This window comes from Brevundimonas sp. NPDC055311 (assembly GCF_053645695.1).
This window is the reverse complement of the sequence record NZ_JBSHMV010000004.1, coordinates 21464-37202: the sequence shown is the minus strand read 5'-3', so window position 1 is coordinate 37202 and position 15739 is coordinate 21464. Positions and strand designations below refer to the sequence as shown.

16 protein-coding genes are annotated in these 15739 nt (G+C 68.7%); 8 read left to right on the top strand and 8 right to left on the bottom strand.

The features are described 5' to 3' along the window. Positions 1 to 15 precede the first annotated feature (15 nt). From ACWIDZ_RS13580 to ACWIDZ_RS13570, 3 genes are all read left to right on the top strand, one after another. Positions 16 to 324: a GNAT family N-acetyltransferase gene (locus tag ACWIDZ_RS13580; protein WP_338577731.1), complete on the top strand. Its 309-nt coding sequence runs from the start codon at positions 16 to 18 to the stop codon at positions 322 to 324. A 39-nt stretch (positions 325 to 363) separates the two neighbouring features. Next, positions 364 to 1587: an NAD(P)/FAD-dependent oxidoreductase gene (locus ACWIDZ_RS13575; protein ID WP_453989857.1), complete on the top strand. Its 1224-nt coding sequence runs from the start codon at positions 364 to 366 to the stop codon at positions 1585 to 1587. Between the two features lie 146 nt (positions 1588 to 1733). Next, positions 1734 to 2078: a TFIIB-type zinc ribbon-containing protein gene (locus ACWIDZ_RS13570; RefSeq protein WP_453989859.1), complete on the top strand. Its 345-nt coding sequence runs from the start codon at positions 1734 to 1736 to the stop codon at positions 2076 to 2078. Between the two features lie 13 nt (positions 2079 to 2091). Here ACWIDZ_RS13570 and ACWIDZ_RS13565 read toward each other — a convergent pair whose 3' ends face one another. Next, positions 2092 to 3819 carry a hypothetical protein gene (locus ACWIDZ_RS13565; RefSeq protein ID WP_453989861.1) on the bottom strand — a complete coding sequence of 576 codons (1728 nt, stop codon included), beginning with the start codon at positions 3817 to 3819 and terminating at the stop codon, positions 2092 to 2094. Between the two features lie 216 nt (positions 3820 to 4035). On the opposite strand from ACWIDZ_RS13565, the gene ACWIDZ_RS13560 reads away from it, so the two are divergent. The 5 genes from ACWIDZ_RS13560 (at position 4036) to ACWIDZ_RS13540 (ending at position 7552) form a co-directional block, all read left to right on the top strand. Further along, on the top strand, positions 4036 to 4743 hold the full coding sequence (locus tag ACWIDZ_RS13560; protein ID WP_291778555.1) for a response regulator transcription factor: 708 nt from the start codon (positions 4036 to 4038) through the stop codon (positions 4741 to 4743). Then, positions 4712 to 6322, top strand: a complete 1611-nt coding sequence (locus tag ACWIDZ_RS13555) for an ATP-binding protein (protein WP_453989863.1) — start codon at positions 4712 to 4714, stop codon at positions 6320 to 6322. Before ACWIDZ_RS13560 ends, ACWIDZ_RS13555 begins: the two co-directional genes overlap by 32 nt. Beyond that, positions 6319 to 6786, top strand: a complete 468-nt coding sequence (locus tag ACWIDZ_RS13550; protein ID WP_453989865.1) for an HPr kinase/phosphorylase — start codon at positions 6319 to 6321, stop codon at positions 6784 to 6786. The genes ACWIDZ_RS13555 and ACWIDZ_RS13550 overlap by 4 nt, the downstream gene beginning before the upstream one ends. A 77-nt stretch (positions 6787 to 6863) precedes the next feature. After that, entirely contained in the window at positions 6864 to 7268 is a 405-nt protein-coding gene (locus ACWIDZ_RS13545) for a PTS sugar transporter subunit IIA (RefSeq protein ID WP_025976949.1), read from the top strand. Continuing rightward, positions 7265 to 7552, top strand: a complete 288-nt coding sequence (locus ACWIDZ_RS13540) for an HPr family phosphocarrier protein (protein WP_453989867.1) — start codon at positions 7265 to 7267, stop codon at positions 7550 to 7552. The genes ACWIDZ_RS13545 and ACWIDZ_RS13540 overlap by 4 nt, the downstream gene beginning before the upstream one ends. On the opposite strand, the gene mnhG is transcribed toward ACWIDZ_RS13540, so the two are convergent. From mnhG to ACWIDZ_RS13505, 7 genes are all read right to left on the bottom strand, one after another. Further along, positions 7512 to 7943 carry a monovalent cation/H(+) antiporter subunit G gene (mnhG, locus tag ACWIDZ_RS13535; protein WP_291778536.1) on the bottom strand — a complete coding sequence of 144 codons (432 nt, stop codon included), beginning with the start codon at positions 7941 to 7943 and terminating at the stop codon, positions 7512 to 7514. The two genes, ACWIDZ_RS13540 and mnhG, sit on opposite strands and share 41 nt — an antisense overlap. Then, positions 7940 to 8221 (bottom strand): K+/H+ antiporter subunit F, encoded by a 282-nt coding sequence (locus ACWIDZ_RS13530; RefSeq protein WP_291778532.1) that lies wholly within the window; start codon positions 8219 to 8221, stop codon positions 7940 to 7942. Before ACWIDZ_RS13530 ends, mnhG begins: the two co-directional genes overlap by 4 nt. Next, positions 8218 to 8715 (bottom strand): Na+/H+ antiporter subunit E, encoded by a 498-nt coding sequence (locus tag ACWIDZ_RS13525; RefSeq protein WP_453989870.1) that lies wholly within the window; start codon positions 8713 to 8715, stop codon positions 8218 to 8220. The genes ACWIDZ_RS13530 and ACWIDZ_RS13525 overlap by 4 nt, the downstream gene beginning before the upstream one ends. Then, positions 8712 to 10307, bottom strand: coding sequence for a monovalent cation/H+ antiporter subunit D (locus ACWIDZ_RS13520; RefSeq protein ID WP_338577724.1), 1596 nt, complete (start codon positions 10305 to 10307; stop codon positions 8712 to 8714). Before ACWIDZ_RS13520 ends, ACWIDZ_RS13525 begins: the two co-directional genes overlap by 4 nt. Then, positions 10304 to 10648: a Na+/H+ antiporter subunit C gene (locus tag ACWIDZ_RS13515; RefSeq protein ID WP_291778524.1), complete on the bottom strand. Its 345-nt coding sequence runs from the start codon at positions 10646 to 10648 to the stop codon at positions 10304 to 10306. The genes ACWIDZ_RS13520 and ACWIDZ_RS13515 overlap by 4 nt, the downstream gene beginning before the upstream one ends. Further along, the gene (locus ACWIDZ_RS13510) at positions 10645 to 13599 is read right to left on the bottom strand and encodes a monovalent cation/H+ antiporter subunit A (protein ID WP_453989872.1); all 2955 of its coding nucleotides are present in this window, start codon (positions 13597 to 13599) and stop codon (positions 10645 to 10647) included. The genes ACWIDZ_RS13515 and ACWIDZ_RS13510 overlap by 4 nt, the downstream gene beginning before the upstream one ends. Before the next feature lie 270 nt (positions 13600 to 13869). Next, positions 13870 to 15357: a catalase gene (locus ACWIDZ_RS13505; protein WP_453989874.1), complete on the bottom strand. Its 1488-nt coding sequence runs from the start codon at positions 15355 to 15357 to the stop codon at positions 13870 to 13872. Between the last annotated feature and the right edge of the window lie 382 nt (positions 15358 to 15739).

The window sequence follows — 15739 nt, the reverse complement described above, 5'->3', positions numbered from 1 at the left end:
ACCAAGGACGACGACATGAGCCTGGACCCCGAAATCCGCGACAACGAAGAGGCCAAGCGCTACGAGCTGACGGTCGACGGCGAGACCGCCGTGGTCATCTACAACCCCGTCGCGGGCGGGCGGCTGATCACCGAGACCATCGTGCCGGTCCCGCTGGAAGGCCGCGGCATCGCCAGCCGCATGGCCAAGCACGTCCTGGCCGATCTGAAGGCGAAGGACCTGCTGATTCTGCCGACCTGCCCCTTCTTCTCCAGCTATCTGAAGAAGCACCCGGAATACGCCGATCAGGTGCATCCGACCTATCGGGCCATGCTGGGCCTGTAGGGCATCGCTTCAAGCCCCGCCGCCTGCTAGGGCGGGGCGATGAAGTCTTCAGACATCGACGTCCTGATCGTCGGCGCCGGCGCGGCCGGCATGATGTGCGCCATCGAGGCGGGCAAGCGCGGCCGCCGCGTACGCGTGATCGACCACGCCCGCGCGCCCGGCGAGAAGATCCGCATCTCGGGCGGCGGGCGCTGCAACTTCACCAATCTGGGGACGAGCGGCGCCAATTTTCTGGGCGAGAACCCACGCTTCGCCCTGTCGGCCCTGCGGCGCTTCACCCAGCACGACTTCATTAAGATGGTCGACCGCCACGGCATCGCCTGGCACGAGAAGACCCTCGGCCAGCTGTTCTGCGACGACAGCGCCAAGCTGATCATCCGTATGCTGACCGACGAGATGAAGGCGGCGGGCGTCACCCTGTCGCTGGGCCTCGGCGTCAAGGCGGTGGAGCGCGCGGGCGAGCGATTTCAGGTCGATCTGGACGACGGATCGCGGGTGACGGCCGCCTCTCTGGTCGTGGCGACCGGCGGCAAGTCCATTCCCAAGATGGGGGCCACCGGCTGGGGCTATGAGGTGGCGCGGCGCTTCGGCCTGCGCGTCACCGACACTCGGCCAGCCCTCGTGCCCCTGACGTTCGAGCCGGGGCTGCTGGAGCGGCTCAAGCCGCTGGCGGGCGTTTCGGTCGATGCTGTGGTGCGGCACAAGGCGCCCAAGGACGCGGGCGCGGGCCGCCCAGCCAAGGAAACCGTCTTCCGCGAGGGCCTACTGTTCACCCATCGCGGCCTGTCGGGCCCGTCGATCCTGCAGATCAGCTCCTACTGGCGCGAGGGCGAGGCGATCACCGTCGATCTGGCCCCCGACCGCGACGCCGCCGCCGAAATTCTGGCCGCCAAGACCGAGAACGGAAAGCAGGCGGTCCACACGGCCGTCGGCCACGTCGTGCCGCGTCGTCTGGCCGAGGCCCTGTGCGCGCGTGAGAACCTGTCGGGCAAGCTGGCCGAGGTCGGCGACAAGAAGCTGCGCGCCCTGGCCGAGGCGGTCAACGCCTGGACGGTCAAGCCGGTCGGCTCCGAAGGCTATCGCACCGCCGAGGTCACGCTGGGCGGGGTCGACACCGCCGTCCTGGACCAGCAGACGATGGAGGCCAAGACCGTCCCCGGCCTGTTCTTCATCGGCGAGGTCGTGGACGTCACCGGCTGGCTGGGCGGCTACAACTTCCAGTGGGCCTGGTCGTCGGGCTGGGCGGCGGGCCAGCACTGCTGACGGCGTGAAAACAGAGCCTGCGGCGACGCGGCGCGTTGTCGCGCGGGCGGGCCCTCCCTACGTCTTTTCCTCTAGCGGGACGGGCCCCTCTGGCGGCGCTTCGGCGGCGTGATGTCGGACCGCTTCAACGACGAAAGAGGATGACGATGCCCCTGCTGATGTGCCCGAACGACAATGCGCCCATGCAGACGCTGGACCGCCACGGCGTCCAGTTCGACATGTGCCCGACCTGCCGCGGCGTCTGGCTGGATCGCGGCGAGCTGGAAAAGCTGATGGCCGCCGCCGCCGATGAAGGCCGCGCCGCCCCGCCCGCCGCGCCGGCCTACGCCCCGCCGCAGCAACCGCCCCAGCAGCCCTGGGAAAGCCAGCCGACCTATCGCGAACCGCCGCGTCATCGCGACGACCGCTATGACTACGACCGTCGCCGCGACGACGACTATCACCACCGCAAGAAGAAGAAGCGGCTGGATATCTTCGACATCTTCGACTGACGCGGAAGAGCGATCAGGCCGCCAGGCCGACCGCCTGCATCAGGGGTCGCAGGGCCTGAGCCGCCTGCGGTTCGGCCCCCAGGGCCGCGCGGGTGTCGGGCGCGCGCATCAACCGCATCGCCTCGGCGCGGGCGCGCTCGGCGACCGGGCCGGTCGGACCGGTCTCGGCCGCCGCCAGACGCAGCAGGGCCGCGAGCTTCTGCGGGATCGGGACCGGCGCGCGGGCGATCTGCGTCGTCAGCCGGGCGTCGGCCTCGACCGCGCCTCCGACCATGCCCAAGGCGTCGACGATGGCCTGGGTCTCGCGCTCAGGCAGGCCGGCGTTGCGCACCGACCGCTGCAGGGCGACCAGCGACAGCAGGCGTTGTCCCGGCGGCGCGGTCTCGGTCGTCAGGCGCCCGCGCATCTCGGTTTCGAAGCGCAGGGAGGCCACGCAGGCGTCCAGCCAGCGCGCCGCCGCCCGCTTGTTGGCGCCGCCCGTGACGTTCTCGCACAGACGGGTCAGGCGCTCCGCCTCGGCCAGGACGGACGTGCAGTCGGCCACATAGGCGGCGACGAAATCGGCGGCGACCAGACTGCGCGAACGTTCGATGAAGGCGGTCTGCACCTCTTCCAGCGTCAGCAGCCGTCCCGCCGTGGCCGTCAGGGCCGTGGCCAGGGCGCGCAGGATGTCGATCTCGCCTTCAGCATCGCCGGGCCGCAGGCGGCGCTGGCTCATCAGCTCGCGCAGCACCATTCGCGCCAAGGCGGCCGCCAGCAGGGGGAATTCGCCCGCCGCCAGCCGCTCGCCCAGTCTCGCGGGCGGACCTTCGACCGGCGGCACCAGCAGGGCCAGGCGCGGATCATGAGCGAGAATGGCGCCGACCTCGCGCGGGGCGACCATCCGCACCGCCGCCGCCAGGCTGGAGCCCTGATCCAGGCCGGGGCCCAGAATCTGGGCCAGTCCCGCCCGCGAACCCAGCAGTTCGCACAGGATCTGCTCGACCGAGACGAACACCAGGGCGCGCGGAGCGCCCTCGACCGGCGCACGGTCGCAGATGTCCATCAGCCGCTCCAACCGCGCCCGCGCCCCGATCAGGCCGCGCAGGGACCCGGCCACCGCCCCGCCCATCAGGAAGGCCCGATCCGGCGCGCCGGCCAGGCCCTGCGCCAGATCGGCCACAGGCTGCGTCTCCAGATCGGCGAACGCCCTGTCGCGACCGGCCTTCAGCAGCCGCTCGATCGCCTGTTCGGCCAGGCGCTGATAGTGGCGCATCAGATCGTGCACCGACTGACCGGGAACGGCCTGGGCCTCCGGCACGGCCACCTTCTGTATGGCGTGTTGCAGCTCCACGCCCGACGCCTCCAGCCGCTCCGCCAGATCCGGGCGATGCAGGAGTTCAAAGGCCGTCGCCGTCTGACGGGCCAGCCAGTCCTCAAGGACCCGGCCGATCGTTTCGCGGCCATGCGGGGCGTAGAGGTCGTGCACGCCGCGACAGGCCGGGCCGCGCGGCTCGACCGGCGCCGGACGCCTGCGGTTCAGTTCGGGCGCGCCCCGCGTCAGGATGACGACGCTGGCGAACTCCATGGTCTCGGGGTCGAGCGTCTCCTTGGTGACGCGCACCGCCACGGCCTGGCGGTCGCGCATCAGGTCCTCGGCCGTCTCCATGGCGCGGCGGCGATCCTCCGTGGCCTGCGACAGGGACCAGTCGTCCGGCGGCGTGCGGCGGATGTAGATTTCGTAGTGGACAGGACCGGCCATGGCGCCTTCAGAGACAACAAGACGGCCATCCTGCCTCTTCAGGCTTTAAGGCGAGGTTTCGCCTTTTCCTCGCGCGGGTTGAAAGGCAGAGTCATGCGAACCATTTTGCAGTGGCCGTAAAGTCACCGCGATTGCATAGAACGGTTACGCTTGCCGCGCGTTACCGGATAAGGCGGCCGATCAGACGATCGCCCCGCCCGCACTAAGGAGAAGCCCTTGGCTAACATCACCCTGGTCGACGACGACGAGAACATCGTGGCCTCCGTCTCTCTGGCGCTGGAAAGCCACGGCCATAAGGTGACCGCCTATCACGACGGCGCCTCGGGCCTGGAAGCGCTGGAGACCAGTCCGCCCGACCTGGCCATCCTGGACGTGAAGATGCCCCGCATGGACGGCATGGAGGTGCTGCGCCGCCTGCGTCAGACCTCCAGCATTCCGGTCATCATGCTGACGTCCAAGGACGAGGAGATCGACGAGATTCTCGGCTTCAACCTCGGCGCCGACGACTACATCCACAAGCCCTTCAGCCAACGCCTGCTGATCGAGCGGGTGAAGGCCCTGCTGCGCCGCGCGGGCGTGGAAGGCCTGGATCCGATCGACCCCGCCGCCGCCGAGGCCGGCAAGGCCATCAAGCGCGGCAAGCTGTCGATGGACCCGGCGCGCCACGAATCGACCTGGGACGGCCGGCCGGTCAAGCTGACCGTCACCGAGTTCCTGCTGCTGCAGGCCCTGGCCCAGCGCCCCGGCTTCGTGAAGAGCCGCGACAATCTGATGGACGCCGCCTATGACGATCAGGTCTATGTCGACGACCGCACCATCGACAGCCATGTGAAACGGATGCGAAAGAAGTTCCGCATGGTCGACCCCGAGTTCGACGCTATCGAGACCCTGTATGGCGTCGGATACCGCTACCGCGAGAGCTGAAGCCGAAGACGTCCCGGCGCGGCGCCGATTCCGCTTCGGCGGATCGCGCCTGGGCGGCTTCATCCTGGCCCTCAATCTCCTCAGCCTGCTGATCCTGTTCGGCGGCGCCCTGGCGCTGAACGAATGGCGGCGCGGCCTGATCGAGGCGCGCCAGGAATCCTTGGGCGTCCAGGCTGAGCTGCTGGCCAACGTCCTGGGCGAACTGGGCATCACCCAGGGCGACCCCTATCCCATGCTGGACGATCGCGCGGCCGCTCTGTGGCTGCGCGACAACTTCATTCCGGCCGGACAGCGCGCCCGCCTGTTCGACATGGACGGGATCGAGGTGTCCGATTCCTATCGGGTCAGCGACACCATTCCGGGCGAGCCCCTCCCCCCGGCCCATCCCGCGGGAACCGCCCTGGCGCCCAGCGAGCCGTCCGCGCGTGAGACCGCGCGCCTGGCCCGCGCCGATGCCGAACTGTCGGCCGAGGTCGAACGCGCCCTGCAGGGCGTGCCTCAGGCCGCCATCCGTCGCAATGAAGAGGGCGAACGGGTGGTCTCCGTCTCCCTGCCCGTGCGCCATGTGCAGCAGGTCCTGGGCGTGCTGACGCTGGAGGCGGGTGACGTCAACGAGACCCTGGCCGCCCAGCGCCGCGCCCTGACGCCTTTCGCCCTGGTGGCTCTGGCGGTCAACCTGCTGGCGTCCCTGGTTCTGCACCTGTTCGTGGCGCGACCGGTGATGCGTCTGTCGGCGGCGGCGGACCAGGTGCGGCTGCAGCGCGCGCGCGCCATCTCCCTGCCCGATCTCGAGGATCGTCGCGACGAGATCGGCGACCTGGCCCGCGCCCTGGAGTCCATGACCGACACCCTGTCGACCCGTATGGACGCCATCGAACGCTTCGCCGCCGACGTCAGCCACGAGATCAAGAACCCCCTGACCTCGATCCGCTCGGCGCTCGAGACCCTGCCGCTGGTCAAGACCGAAGAACAGCGGGCCCGCCTGACCAATCTGCTGCAACAGGACGTGCGGCGGCTGGACCGGTTGATCACCGACATCTCCAACGCCTCGCGCCTCGACGCCGAACTGTCGCGCGATCGCCCGCGCGCCATCGACCTGAACGAACTGCTGGGCGACATCATCGGCGTCTATGAAGCCGGGCAGAAGCCGGGCGAGCCGCCGGTGCGTTTCGCCTCAACCGCCGAGAACGCCCGAGTGGTCGGCCGCGACATTCCCCTGGGCCAGGTGTTCCGCAACCTGATCGACAACGCCCGCTCCTTCAGCCCGTCCGAGGGCGAGGTGAGGGTCCGCCTGGAACGCGACGATAGCCAGCCCGACGTTCCCCTGCGTATCCGCGTCGAGGACGACGGCCCCGGCATCCCGGCCGAGAATCTAGAGACGGTGTTCGAGCGCTTCTACACCTCCCGCCCCAAGGGCACGGCCTTCGGCGCCAACTCGGGCCTGGGCCTGGCCATCGTGCGCCAGATCATCGACGCCCACGGCGGACGGGTCCACGCCGAGAACCGCACCGACGCAAACGGCGCCGTGGTCGGGGCCCGCTTCGAAGTGCGGCTGCCCGCAACCGGAAAACGCGCGTGACCCCGCCGCGCCAGCCCCTGCACGCCACAGTCGCCGCCGTCCGCATCGACGACGCCTGGCGCGGCGTCCTGATCCAGGGGCCGTCCGGCGCAGGCAAGAGCGACCTTGCCCTGCGGCTGATGCAGGTCGGCTGGAGGCTGGTCGGCGACGATTGGGTGGACGTCTTCGCCTGCGAAGGCGCCCTCTACGCCGCTGCGCCCGCGACCATCGCCGGGCGGATGGAGGTGCGCGGCCTGGGCGTCGTCAGCCGCCCTTTCCTGCCCTCGACGCGGATCGCCCTCTCGCTGCACCTGACGCATGGACCGGTCGAACGGATGCCCGAGGCGGCCCAGGACGTGATCGACGGCGTCGCCGTGCCGCGTCTGGTTCTGGACCCTCGTCCCGCCTCCGCGCCCCTGGTCGTGGCGGCCGCCATCAACCGCGCCATGAGGGCTGCGGGCCGGCGCGGCGACAGCGCTCTTTGATCCGCGCCGCGATTGCCCTATGAAACGAGGCTTGTCGCTCGTCGAGGCGAGCTGGGGATGTCTTTGGTGAAGCCTATATGATCGGGCTGGTGATCGTCACCCACGGGGGCCTGGCCTCCGAATTCCTGTCGGCGATGGAGCACGTGGTGGGGCCGCAGCGCGGCGTCGCCGCCATCTGCATCGGTCCCGAGGACGATATGGAGCGCCGGCGCCGCGACATCGTCGACGCCGCCGCCGCAGTCAATGAAGGCGAGGGCGTCATCCTTCTGACCGACATGTTCGGCGGCACCCCCTCCAACCTGGCCATCTCGGTGATGGAGCAGACAGGCGCCGAGGTGATCGCCGGACTGAACCTGCCCATGCTGATCAAACTGGCCAGCGTGCGCGGCCGTGAAAGCCTGGAAGCCTGCGTGGCCCACGCCCAGGACGCCGGCCGCAAATATATCTCGGTGGCGTCGTGGGTGCTGGCGGGCGAGAAATGAGCGACGTCGTCCCGTCCGCCCAGGCGACCCTGAACATCTGCAACCAGCGCGGCCTGCACGCCCGCGCCTCGGCCAAGTTCGTGAAGCTGGCCTCGGAGTTCGAAGCCGAGATTCAGGTGACGCGCGACGGGGTGACCGTGGACGCCCGCTCGATCATGGGTCTTCTGATGCTGGGCGCCGGGATCGGCTGCGGCGTCGAGGTGAAGGCCAAAGGGCCGGACGCCGCCGAGGCCGTCGCCGCCCTCACCGATCTTGTGGCGCGTCGCTTCGACGAGGATCAGTAGTCAGGTCCGGCGGAGTACGGACCACGCCGGCGCATTCGCCCTCCAGCGGCACCCTCACCCCGTCGCCCGAACGATCAGTGCGGTCGCGGAACAGAGCCGCGCGCGCCAGAATGATCAGCGTCACGGGCGTCGTCACCGTAAAGAAGACGGCCACCAGCAGTTCGACCGGCATGAACTGCCCCTCGGCGGCAGTGAAATAGACCACCGACCCGCCCAGGATCAGGAACATGCCGAGCGTCGCCCCCAGCGTCGGGGCGTGGACCCGCTCATAGAAGGTCTTGAGCCGCACCAGGCCGAACGCGCCCAGGAAGGTCAGGGCGGACCCGGCCAGAACCAGACACGCCGCCAGCAGGGCCGCCCAGGCCGGGACGTTCGCGGGAAATCCGGTCATTCGATCACCTCGCCGCGCATCAGGAATTTGGCCAGGGCGACCGAGGAGGTGAAGCCCAGCATGCCGATGATCACCGCCGCATAGAAATACAGGTGGCTGCCCGTCCGCACCCCGAAGGCGACGACCAGCAGCATCCCCGCCTGATAGAGGGTGTCCAGGCCCAGAATGCGATCCTGGGCGCGCGGCCCCTTGGCGATGCGCCACACGCCGATCAGGGCCGCCCCGGCTAGGAACAGCTGCGCCACGACCAGCGCCCAGTAGAAGACGGCGCCGCTCATTCGAAAATCTCCATCAGGCGGCGCTCATAGCGATTCTTGATGCGGTCCGCCCAGTCGTCGCCAGCCTGAAGGTCGAGGATATGCAGCAGGAGCACGCCGGTCGCGTCCTCGTACTCGACCCAGATGGTGCCGGGGGTGCTGGTGATGATCACGGCCAGCACGGCCAGGCCGTATCGATCCCGCATCTCCAGCGGGATGTGCACAAAGCCCGAGACGCGATTCTCGCGCGAGGCGTTCAGCCCCAGGATGACCAGGGCCACCTCCCAGTTGGAGCGGATGATGTCGCGCGTGACGACCAGGGCGAAGCTCAGCAGGGTCAGCGGCCTTCTGACCCGCACCGGCTCGACCTCAAGAGCGCGCATGATGTGGGGCGCGGCCAGGGCCATCAGCAGGGCCAGGGCCAGGGCGGGCGCCGCGACCGACCCGCTGAGCAGCAGGGAGGCGCCGAACAGGGCCACCGACAGGATGGGATGAGGCAGAACCGCCCGGATCATGAGCCGCCTCCCAGCACCGCGCGGACATAGGCGTCGGGGCGCACCAGCCAGTCGGCCGTGTGGTCGGCATAGGCGAAGCCCGCCTCGCCGAAGATCGCCAGAAAGATGCAGGCCGCCAGCAGACCGGCGATGGCCACGCCCTCGGCCGCGCCGACAACGACCGCCGGCTCGGCGTCGTCGTCCCGCGCCCACAGGGCCGCCATGCCCAGGCGCGTCAGCCCGATGAGGGCGCCGAGCGAGGCCAGGGAAAGGGCGGCGATCACCCCATAACCCGCCCAGCCGGCGAGGCCTGACAGGGCGTCCATCATGGCCAGCTTGCCGATGAAGCCCGCCAGCGGCGGCAGGCCGGCGATCATCAGGGTCGAGATCAGGAAGGCGCCGCCCAGGGCCGCCACGGCGGCCGGAATGACCAGGCCGGGCTCATTGCGCTCTTCGTCGTCGAAGGGATCGATATACTCGTCCTCGAAGACGGCGCGGCCCGAGCGCGCGCCGGGGTCCTGGCCCCGGTTCAGCACCTCGGCCAGCATGAACAGGGCGCCGCAGGCCAGGGTCGAACCCACCAGGTAGAAGACCGCCCCGCCCAGGACGTCGGCGTTGCCCGTGCCCGCCGCCGCCAGCACCGTGCCGGACGAGACGATGACGGCGTAGGCGGCGGCGATCGACAGGTCTCGCGCGGCGATGATGCCGGCCGTGCCGAAGCCGATGGTCGCCAGACCGCCCAGCAGGATCCACAGTTGCCCGAATCCGGCCGAGGCGCCGCTGTCCGCCGCGAACAACAGGAAGCTGAGGCGGATGATCACATAGGCGCCGACCTTGGACAGGATGGCGAAGACGGCGGCCGCCGGCGCGCTGGCGGCCGAATAGGTGGTGGTCAGCCAGAAGCCCAGCGGCCACATGGCGCACTTGGTCAGGAAGGCCACGCCCAGGATCGCGGCGCCGACGTGGAACAGGCCTCGGTCCGCCTCGGCGATCTGGGGGATGCGCACGGCCAGGTCGGCCATGTTGAGCGTGCCGGTGACGCCGTAGATCAGGCTGACCCCGATCAGGAACAGCATGGAGGCCGTCAGGTTGACGGCGATATAGGCCAGGCCCGCCCGAATCCGCGCCTCGCCCGAACCGTGCAGGGCCAGGCCGTAGGAAGCCGCCAGCATGATCTCGAAGAAGACGAAGAGGTTGAACAGGTCGCCCGTCAAGAAGGCGCCGTTGACCCCCATGACCAGCAACAGGAACAGGGCGTGGAAACGCGGCCCCGCCCGGTCCCATCGCGCCAGAGCGAAGATCATGGAGCAGGCGCCCAGCACGCTGGTCAGAGCCACCATCAGGGTCGACAGGCGGTCCGCCACCAGGACGATGCCGAACGGCGCCGGCCAGTCGCCCAGTTGATAGACGCGCGCGGTGTCGCCCCCGCCCGTGGCGCCGGTGGCGCTCTCATGCAGCAGGGCCAGGGCCATGGCCAGGATGGCCGCCATGGCGAAGAGGCTGAGGCCCCCCTTCAGCAGGCGGCGGCGCTCGTCGAACAGCAGCATGGCCGCCGCAATGACCATGGGCAGAACGATCGGCCCGATGATCAGATGTTCCTGCCAGTCGGTCATTCGGGCGCCTCCTGGCCGTCGACATGGTCGCTGCCGGTCTCGCCGCGCGAGGCCAGCAGCACCACCAGGAACAGGGCCGTCAGGGCGAAGCTGATGACGATGGCCGTCAGCACCAGGGCCTGGGGCGTCGGATCGGCGTAGAGGGCCGGGTCCTCGGCGCCCTTGCTGGTGATCGGCGCCGCGCCGGAACGCAGCCGCCCCATGGAGAAGATGAACAGGTTGACCGCATAGGAGACCAGCGACAGGCCGATGATGACCTGGAAGGTGCGCGGGCGCAGCATCAGCCACACCCCCGAGGCGGTCAGGACGCCGATGGCGAGGGCCAGGACGATCTGGGTCATTGCGCCCCTCCCTTCTGCTCGGCTTCCGCTTCGGCCTCGGCCTCCTCTATGCGCGCACGACGCAGCGACTGGTGCGCCAGGGCGACCAGGATCAGCACGGTGGCGCCCACCACCAGCACCACCACGCCCAGGTCGAACAGCACGGCGCTGGCCAGGGGCACGCGACCCAGCAGCGGCAGATCGGCGTACTGGAAGTAGCTGGTCAGAAAGGGTTGATCGAAGATCCAGCCCACGGCGCCGCTGATCGCGGCGATCAACAGGCCGACGCCGATCCAGATGATCGGGCGGATCTCCAGCCGCTCCTCCACCCAGCGGGCGCCGGACGACATGTATTGCAGGATGAAGGCGATCGACAGCGCCACCCCCGCCGCGAAGCCGCCGCCGGGCAGGTCATGCCCGCGCAGGAAGAGGTGCACGGCCAGAAGGATGATGAAGGGGAACAGCCAGCGCATCACCACGCCGGGAATCATCATGGTGTCGCTGAGGGTGTCGCCTTCGCTGCGGCCCTCACGAGCGCGGTCCGACGCATCCTGGACCCGCTTCTGCATCGGCTGGGACAGGCTGTCGCTGGCCGGACGGAAGCGACGCAGCAGGGCCAGAACCGTCAGGCCGACGACGCCCAGGACGGTGATCTCGCCGAAGGTGTCGAAGGCGCGGAAGTCGACCAGAATGACGTTGACGACGTTGCGGCCGCCCGCCTCCTCATAGGCCCGCTCGACGAAGAAGCGCGACACCCCCTCGACCGGCGGGCGCACCATGACGGCCCAGGCGATCAGGGCGGCACCGGCCCCGGCGCAGATGGCGATCACCCGGTCCAGCCGACGACGCCAGCGGGCGCGGCGCTGCTCGGACTCGGGCACATGGATTTCGGCCAGGCGCTTGGGCAGCCAGCGCAGGCCCAGCAGCAGCAGCACCGTCGTCACCACCTCGACCACCAGCTGGGTCAGGGCCAGGTCGGGCGCCGACAGCCAGACGAAGGTCAGGCAGCTGGCCAGGCCCGCCCCGCCCATCAGGATGACGGCGGCCAGGCGGTGATATTTGGCCTGCCAGGCGGCGGCCAGGGCGCAGGAGCCGCCCGCCAGCCACAGGGCGGCGAAGGCCAGGTTGTGCGGCTGGGGAACACGGAACTCGGGCCAGGTCAGGACAAAGCCGCCCGCCGCGGCCACAGCCGCCGAAAGCAGGGCCGTCAACAGGATCAGCCGCAGCTGCGGCTGCAGGCGCTGCGCGCCCAGATGGCGCACGATCCACTGCGACAGGTCCATGAGGATGACCTGGGACCGTTCGAACAGATAGCCGCCGTTCAGCCGCTTCATGCCCCAGGGGCCGCCGCGCGGATTGGCGTTCAGCGCCTTGCCGAACACGACATAGAGGCCGATCCCGCCCGCCATGGCGATAACGCTGAGCAGCAGCGGCAGATTGAAGCCGTGCCACAGGGCCAGGCTGTAATAGGGCAGGTCGAAGCCGAGCATGGTCACGGCCGCGCTGCGCAGGAAGGGCCCGACGGTGACCGCCGGGAACACCCCGACCAGAAGGCACAGGGCCACCAGCACCTCGACCGGACGCCGCATCCAGCCCGGCGGCTCGTGCGGAACGCGGTCCAGCTCGGTCGGCGGCGGGCCGAAGAAGGTCGTATGGATGAAGCGCAGCGAATAGAGGACGCTGAAAGCGCTGGCCAGGGTCGCCAGCACCGGCAGGGCCTGGTTCAGCGCCGAGGTCTGGGTGCTGGCCAGGGCCTCGGCCAGGAACATCTCCTTGGACAGGAAGCCGTTCAGCAGGGGCACGCCCGCCATGGCGGCGGCGGCGACCATAGCCAGGGTGGCGGTGATCGGCATGAAGCGGATCAGGCCGCTGAGCTTGCGCATGTCGCGCGAGCCGGCCTCGTGGTCGATGATGCCCGCCGCCATGAACAGCGAAGCCTTGAAGGTCGCGTGGTTGATGGTGTGGAAGATGGCGGCGATGGCGCCCAGGTCCGACCCCAGCCCCAGCAGCAGGCAGATCAGGCCCAGGTGACTGATGGTCGAATAGGCCAGCAGGCCCTTCAGGTCGTGCTGGAAGATGGCGCACCAGGCGCCGACCAGCAGGGTCGTCAGCCCCAGGCCGCCGACCACGAAATACCACATCTCGGTCTCGCCGAAGACGGGCCAGAACCGCATCAGCAGGAAGACGCCCGCCTTCACCATGGTGGCCGAATGCAGATAGGCGCTGACCGGCGTCGGCGCCGCCATGGCGCGCGGCAGCCAGATATGGAACGGGAACTGGGCGCTCTTGGTCAGGGCGCCGATCAGGATCAGACCCAGAGCGACCGGATAGAGGGGGCTGGCCAGGATGACGTCACGCGCGGCGATGACGGCGTCCAGCTCATAGCTGCCGACGATCCGGCCGATCAGAATCATGCCGACCAGCAGGGCGACCCCGCCGGTGGCGGTGATGGTCAGCGCCATGCGCGCGCCCTCGCGCGCCGAGGCGTTCTGGTGCCAGTAGCCGATGAGCAGGAAGGAGAAGAGGCTGGTCAGCTCCCAGAAGACGACCAGCTGGATCAGATTGCCCGACAGCACCACGCCCTGCATGGCGCCCATGAAGGCCAGCAGGAAGGAGAAGAAGCGCGGCACCGGATCCTTCGGCGACATGTAGTAGCGCGCATACAGGACCACGAGCGCGCCGATCCCCAGGATCAGGGCGCTGAACAGCCAGGACAGGCCGTCCAGGCGGATGGTGAGATTGACCCCAAGCGACGGCAGCCAGGCCAGGGTCAGCTTCAACACCTCGCCGTCCTGGAACCTGGGCCAGAGCACCGCCAGGCAGCCGACGCTGATCAGGGCGATGATCCACGACAGGACGGCCGCAGAGGTCCGCGCATGACGCGGCAGCCCTGAGGCGATCATGGCCCCCAGAAAGGGCAGGACGAGAATGACGAGCAGGAGGAAGCTGGCGGGCACGGGCGTGTCGATCATCTCCGATGGGTTGTGGGGCGGCGCCCGAAAGACTGCGGATCGCGCCTTTTCGTTCTGCCAGAGTTTTTCCTAAGGGAAATGACGCGCTTGCGTCAAAGCGACGAGTTGGCGCGATTGTGACCGTAGCAGGAGCGATTGAGGCGCGAAAACCATCACATTGCGCTCGACAATCATTGTCAACACGCACGGGCGCGCCCGCAGATGCGGAACGCCCCCCGCTCCGACCGGGGAACGGGGGGCGTCTTCAGTTCAGATCGTGAAATCCGGGCCTCAGCCCTCGCCCATGCCCTCGGCCGGTCGAGGCGCGCCGCCGGCGCGCACCGCCGCCTCGATCCGAGCCCCGACCTCGGGGTCGATGCTCTTCCAGTAGTCGAAGGCGCGCTCCAGCACCGGCGAGCGCACGCCGCCCAGCAGGCTGCCCGCCACCTGATCGACCAGTCTGGCGCGCTGGTCGTCGTTGAACACCTCACGCACCAGGACGCCCGGCTGGGTGAAGTCGTCGTCCTCGGCGTGCAGGGTATAGGCGCTGCGGACCAGGTCGCCGTCGGCCTCCCAGCCGTCATGGACCGGGCCGGTCTCATCCGACCAGGCGCGGCCGCCGCTGTTGGGGACATAGACCGGCTGGGCGCCCGAGTGGTGATAGGCCATCTGCCCGTCGAACATATAGGTGTTCACCGGAACCTTGGGCTGGTTGACCGGCAACTGGTGGAAGTTGGTCCCGATGCGGTTTCGTTGGGCGTCGTTATAGGCGAAGGCCCGGCCCAGCAGCATCTTGTCCGGCGAAAGGCCGATGCCGGGCACCGTGTTCCCCGGCGAGAAGGCCGCCTGCTCGATCTGGGCGAAGAAGTTCTCCGGGTTGCGGTTCAGCGTCATCCGCCCGACCGGGATCAGCGGATAGTCCTTGTGCGACCAGGTCTTGGTCAGATCGAAGGGATTGATCCGATAGGTCGCCGCCTCGGCATAGGGCATGACCTGGACCGACAGATCCCACGACGGATGCTCGCCGCGCTTGATGGCGTCGAACAGGTCGCGGCGGTGGAAGTCGGCGTCGGCGCCCGACATGGCCGCCGCCTCGGCGTTCGAGAAGAAGGCCATGCCCTGGCGGGTGTGGAAGTGATACTTGACCCAGAATTTCTCGCCCGCCGCGTTGATCCACATATAGGTGTGGGAGCCGTAGCCGTTCATCTCGCGCCAGGTGCGCGGCAGGCCCCGCTCACCCATCAGATAGGTCACCTGGTGAGCGGTCTCGGGGTTGTTGGTCCAGAAGTCCCACTGCATGTGGTTGTCGCGCAGGCCGGAGTCGGGCAGGCGCTTCTGGCTGCGGATGAAGTGCGGGAACTTCATCGGATCGCGCACGAAGAAAACCGGGGTGTTGTTCCCGACCAGGTCGTAGTTGCCCTCGGTCGTGTAGAATTTCAGCGAAAATCCGCGCACGTCGCGCCAGGTGTCAGGACTGCCCTGTTCGCCCGCCACGGTGGAGAAGCGCGCCAGCATCTCGGTCTTGGCGCCCGGCTGAAACAGCGCCGCCTTGGTGTAGGCTGAAACATCGTGGGTGATCTCCAGCTCGCCGAAGGCGCCGGAGCCCTTGGCGTGCGGCTGGCGTTCGGGAACCTTCTCCCGGTTGAAGTGCGCCATCTGCTCCAGGAAGTGCACGTCATGCAGCACGATCGGCCCGTTCGGCCCGACGGTGAGCGAGTTCCGATCACTGACGGCCGGTGCGCCCGCGCCCGTCGTGGAACCTGAATTCTGCTGGGTCATCGCCTATCTCCTCTGGCGCCCGGCGCTCCCGTACAGCCGAGCCTCGCTTATGAGATGGACCGGCGCCGTAAAAACGCAACCGGCGCAGTCGCAGAAAAACGGCGGGTTCTGGGCCGCACAGCCCCTCGGAGGATGTCAGCGTCTCAGCCGGCGCCTGGGATGCCGCGCCATGCGAGGAGGCGACCTGGCCCCGCCTGGAGCTTCCCTAAAAAAGCCCCATTTCACCGGGCCCTGACGAGGAGGAAATTTCGTCTTGCCTGCCATTTTCAGACATTAATTTAGATTTTTGGATTTCAATCCCTGCCCCATGGGCAAAATTATTGCCAGCAACTAGGCTGGTGATGGGAAGCATCTTTCTAAAATCAAGCGGCGCCGTGAGGGG

What these genes read in the sequence shown, in the direction of transcription:
- ACWIDZ_RS13530 (WP_291778532.1), bottom strand. Translation starts at nt 8,221, where the DNA reads ATGAGCGGCGCCGTCTTCTACTGGGCGCTGGTCGTGGCGCAGCTGTTC.
- ACWIDZ_RS13520 (WP_338577724.1), bottom strand. Translation starts at nt 10,307, where the DNA reads ATGACCGACTGGCAGGAACATCTGATCATCGGGCCGATCGTTCTGCCC.
- ACWIDZ_RS13525 (WP_453989870.1), bottom strand. Translation starts at nt 8,715, where the DNA reads ATGATCCGGGCGGTTCTGCCTCATCCCATCCTGTCGGTGGCCCTGTTC.
- ACWIDZ_RS13565 (WP_453989861.1), bottom strand. Translation starts at nt 3,819, where the DNA reads ATGGCCGGTCCTGTCCACTACGAAATCTACATCCGCCGCACGCCGCCG.
- ACWIDZ_RS13580 (WP_338577731.1), top strand. Translation starts at nt 16, where the DNA reads ATGAGCCTGGACCCCGAAATCCGCGACAACGAAGAGGCCAAGCGCTAC.
- ACWIDZ_RS13540 (WP_453989867.1), top strand. Translation starts at nt 7,265, where the DNA reads ATGAGCGACGTCGTCCCGTCCGCCCAGGCGACCCTGAACATCTGCAAC.
- ACWIDZ_RS13510 (WP_453989872.1), bottom strand. Translation starts at nt 13,599, where the DNA reads ATGATCGACACGCCCGTGCCCGCCAGCTTCCTCCTGCTCGTCATTCTC.
- mnhG (WP_291778536.1), bottom strand. Translation starts at nt 7,943, where the DNA reads ATGACCGGATTTCCCGCGAACGTCCCGGCCTGGGCGGCCCTGCTGGCG.
- ACWIDZ_RS13505 (WP_453989874.1), bottom strand. Translation starts at nt 15,357, where the DNA reads ATGACCCAGCAGAATTCAGGTTCCACGACGGGCGCGGGCGCACCGGCC.
- ACWIDZ_RS13515 (WP_291778524.1), bottom strand. Translation starts at nt 10,648, where the DNA reads ATGACCCAGATCGTCCTGGCCCTCGCCATCGGCGTCCTGACCGCCTCG.
- ACWIDZ_RS13555 (WP_453989863.1), top strand. Translation starts at nt 4,712, where the DNA reads ATGGCGTCGGATACCGCTACCGCGAGAGCTGAAGCCGAAGACGTCCCG.
- ACWIDZ_RS13570 (WP_453989859.1), top strand. Translation starts at nt 1,734, where the DNA reads ATGCCCCTGCTGATGTGCCCGAACGACAATGCGCCCATGCAGACGCTG.
- ACWIDZ_RS13575 (WP_453989857.1), top strand. Translation starts at nt 364, where the DNA reads ATGAAGTCTTCAGACATCGACGTCCTGATCGTCGGCGCCGGCGCGGCC.
- ACWIDZ_RS13545 (WP_025976949.1), top strand. Translation starts at nt 6,864, where the DNA reads ATGATCGGGCTGGTGATCGTCACCCACGGGGGCCTGGCCTCCGAATTC.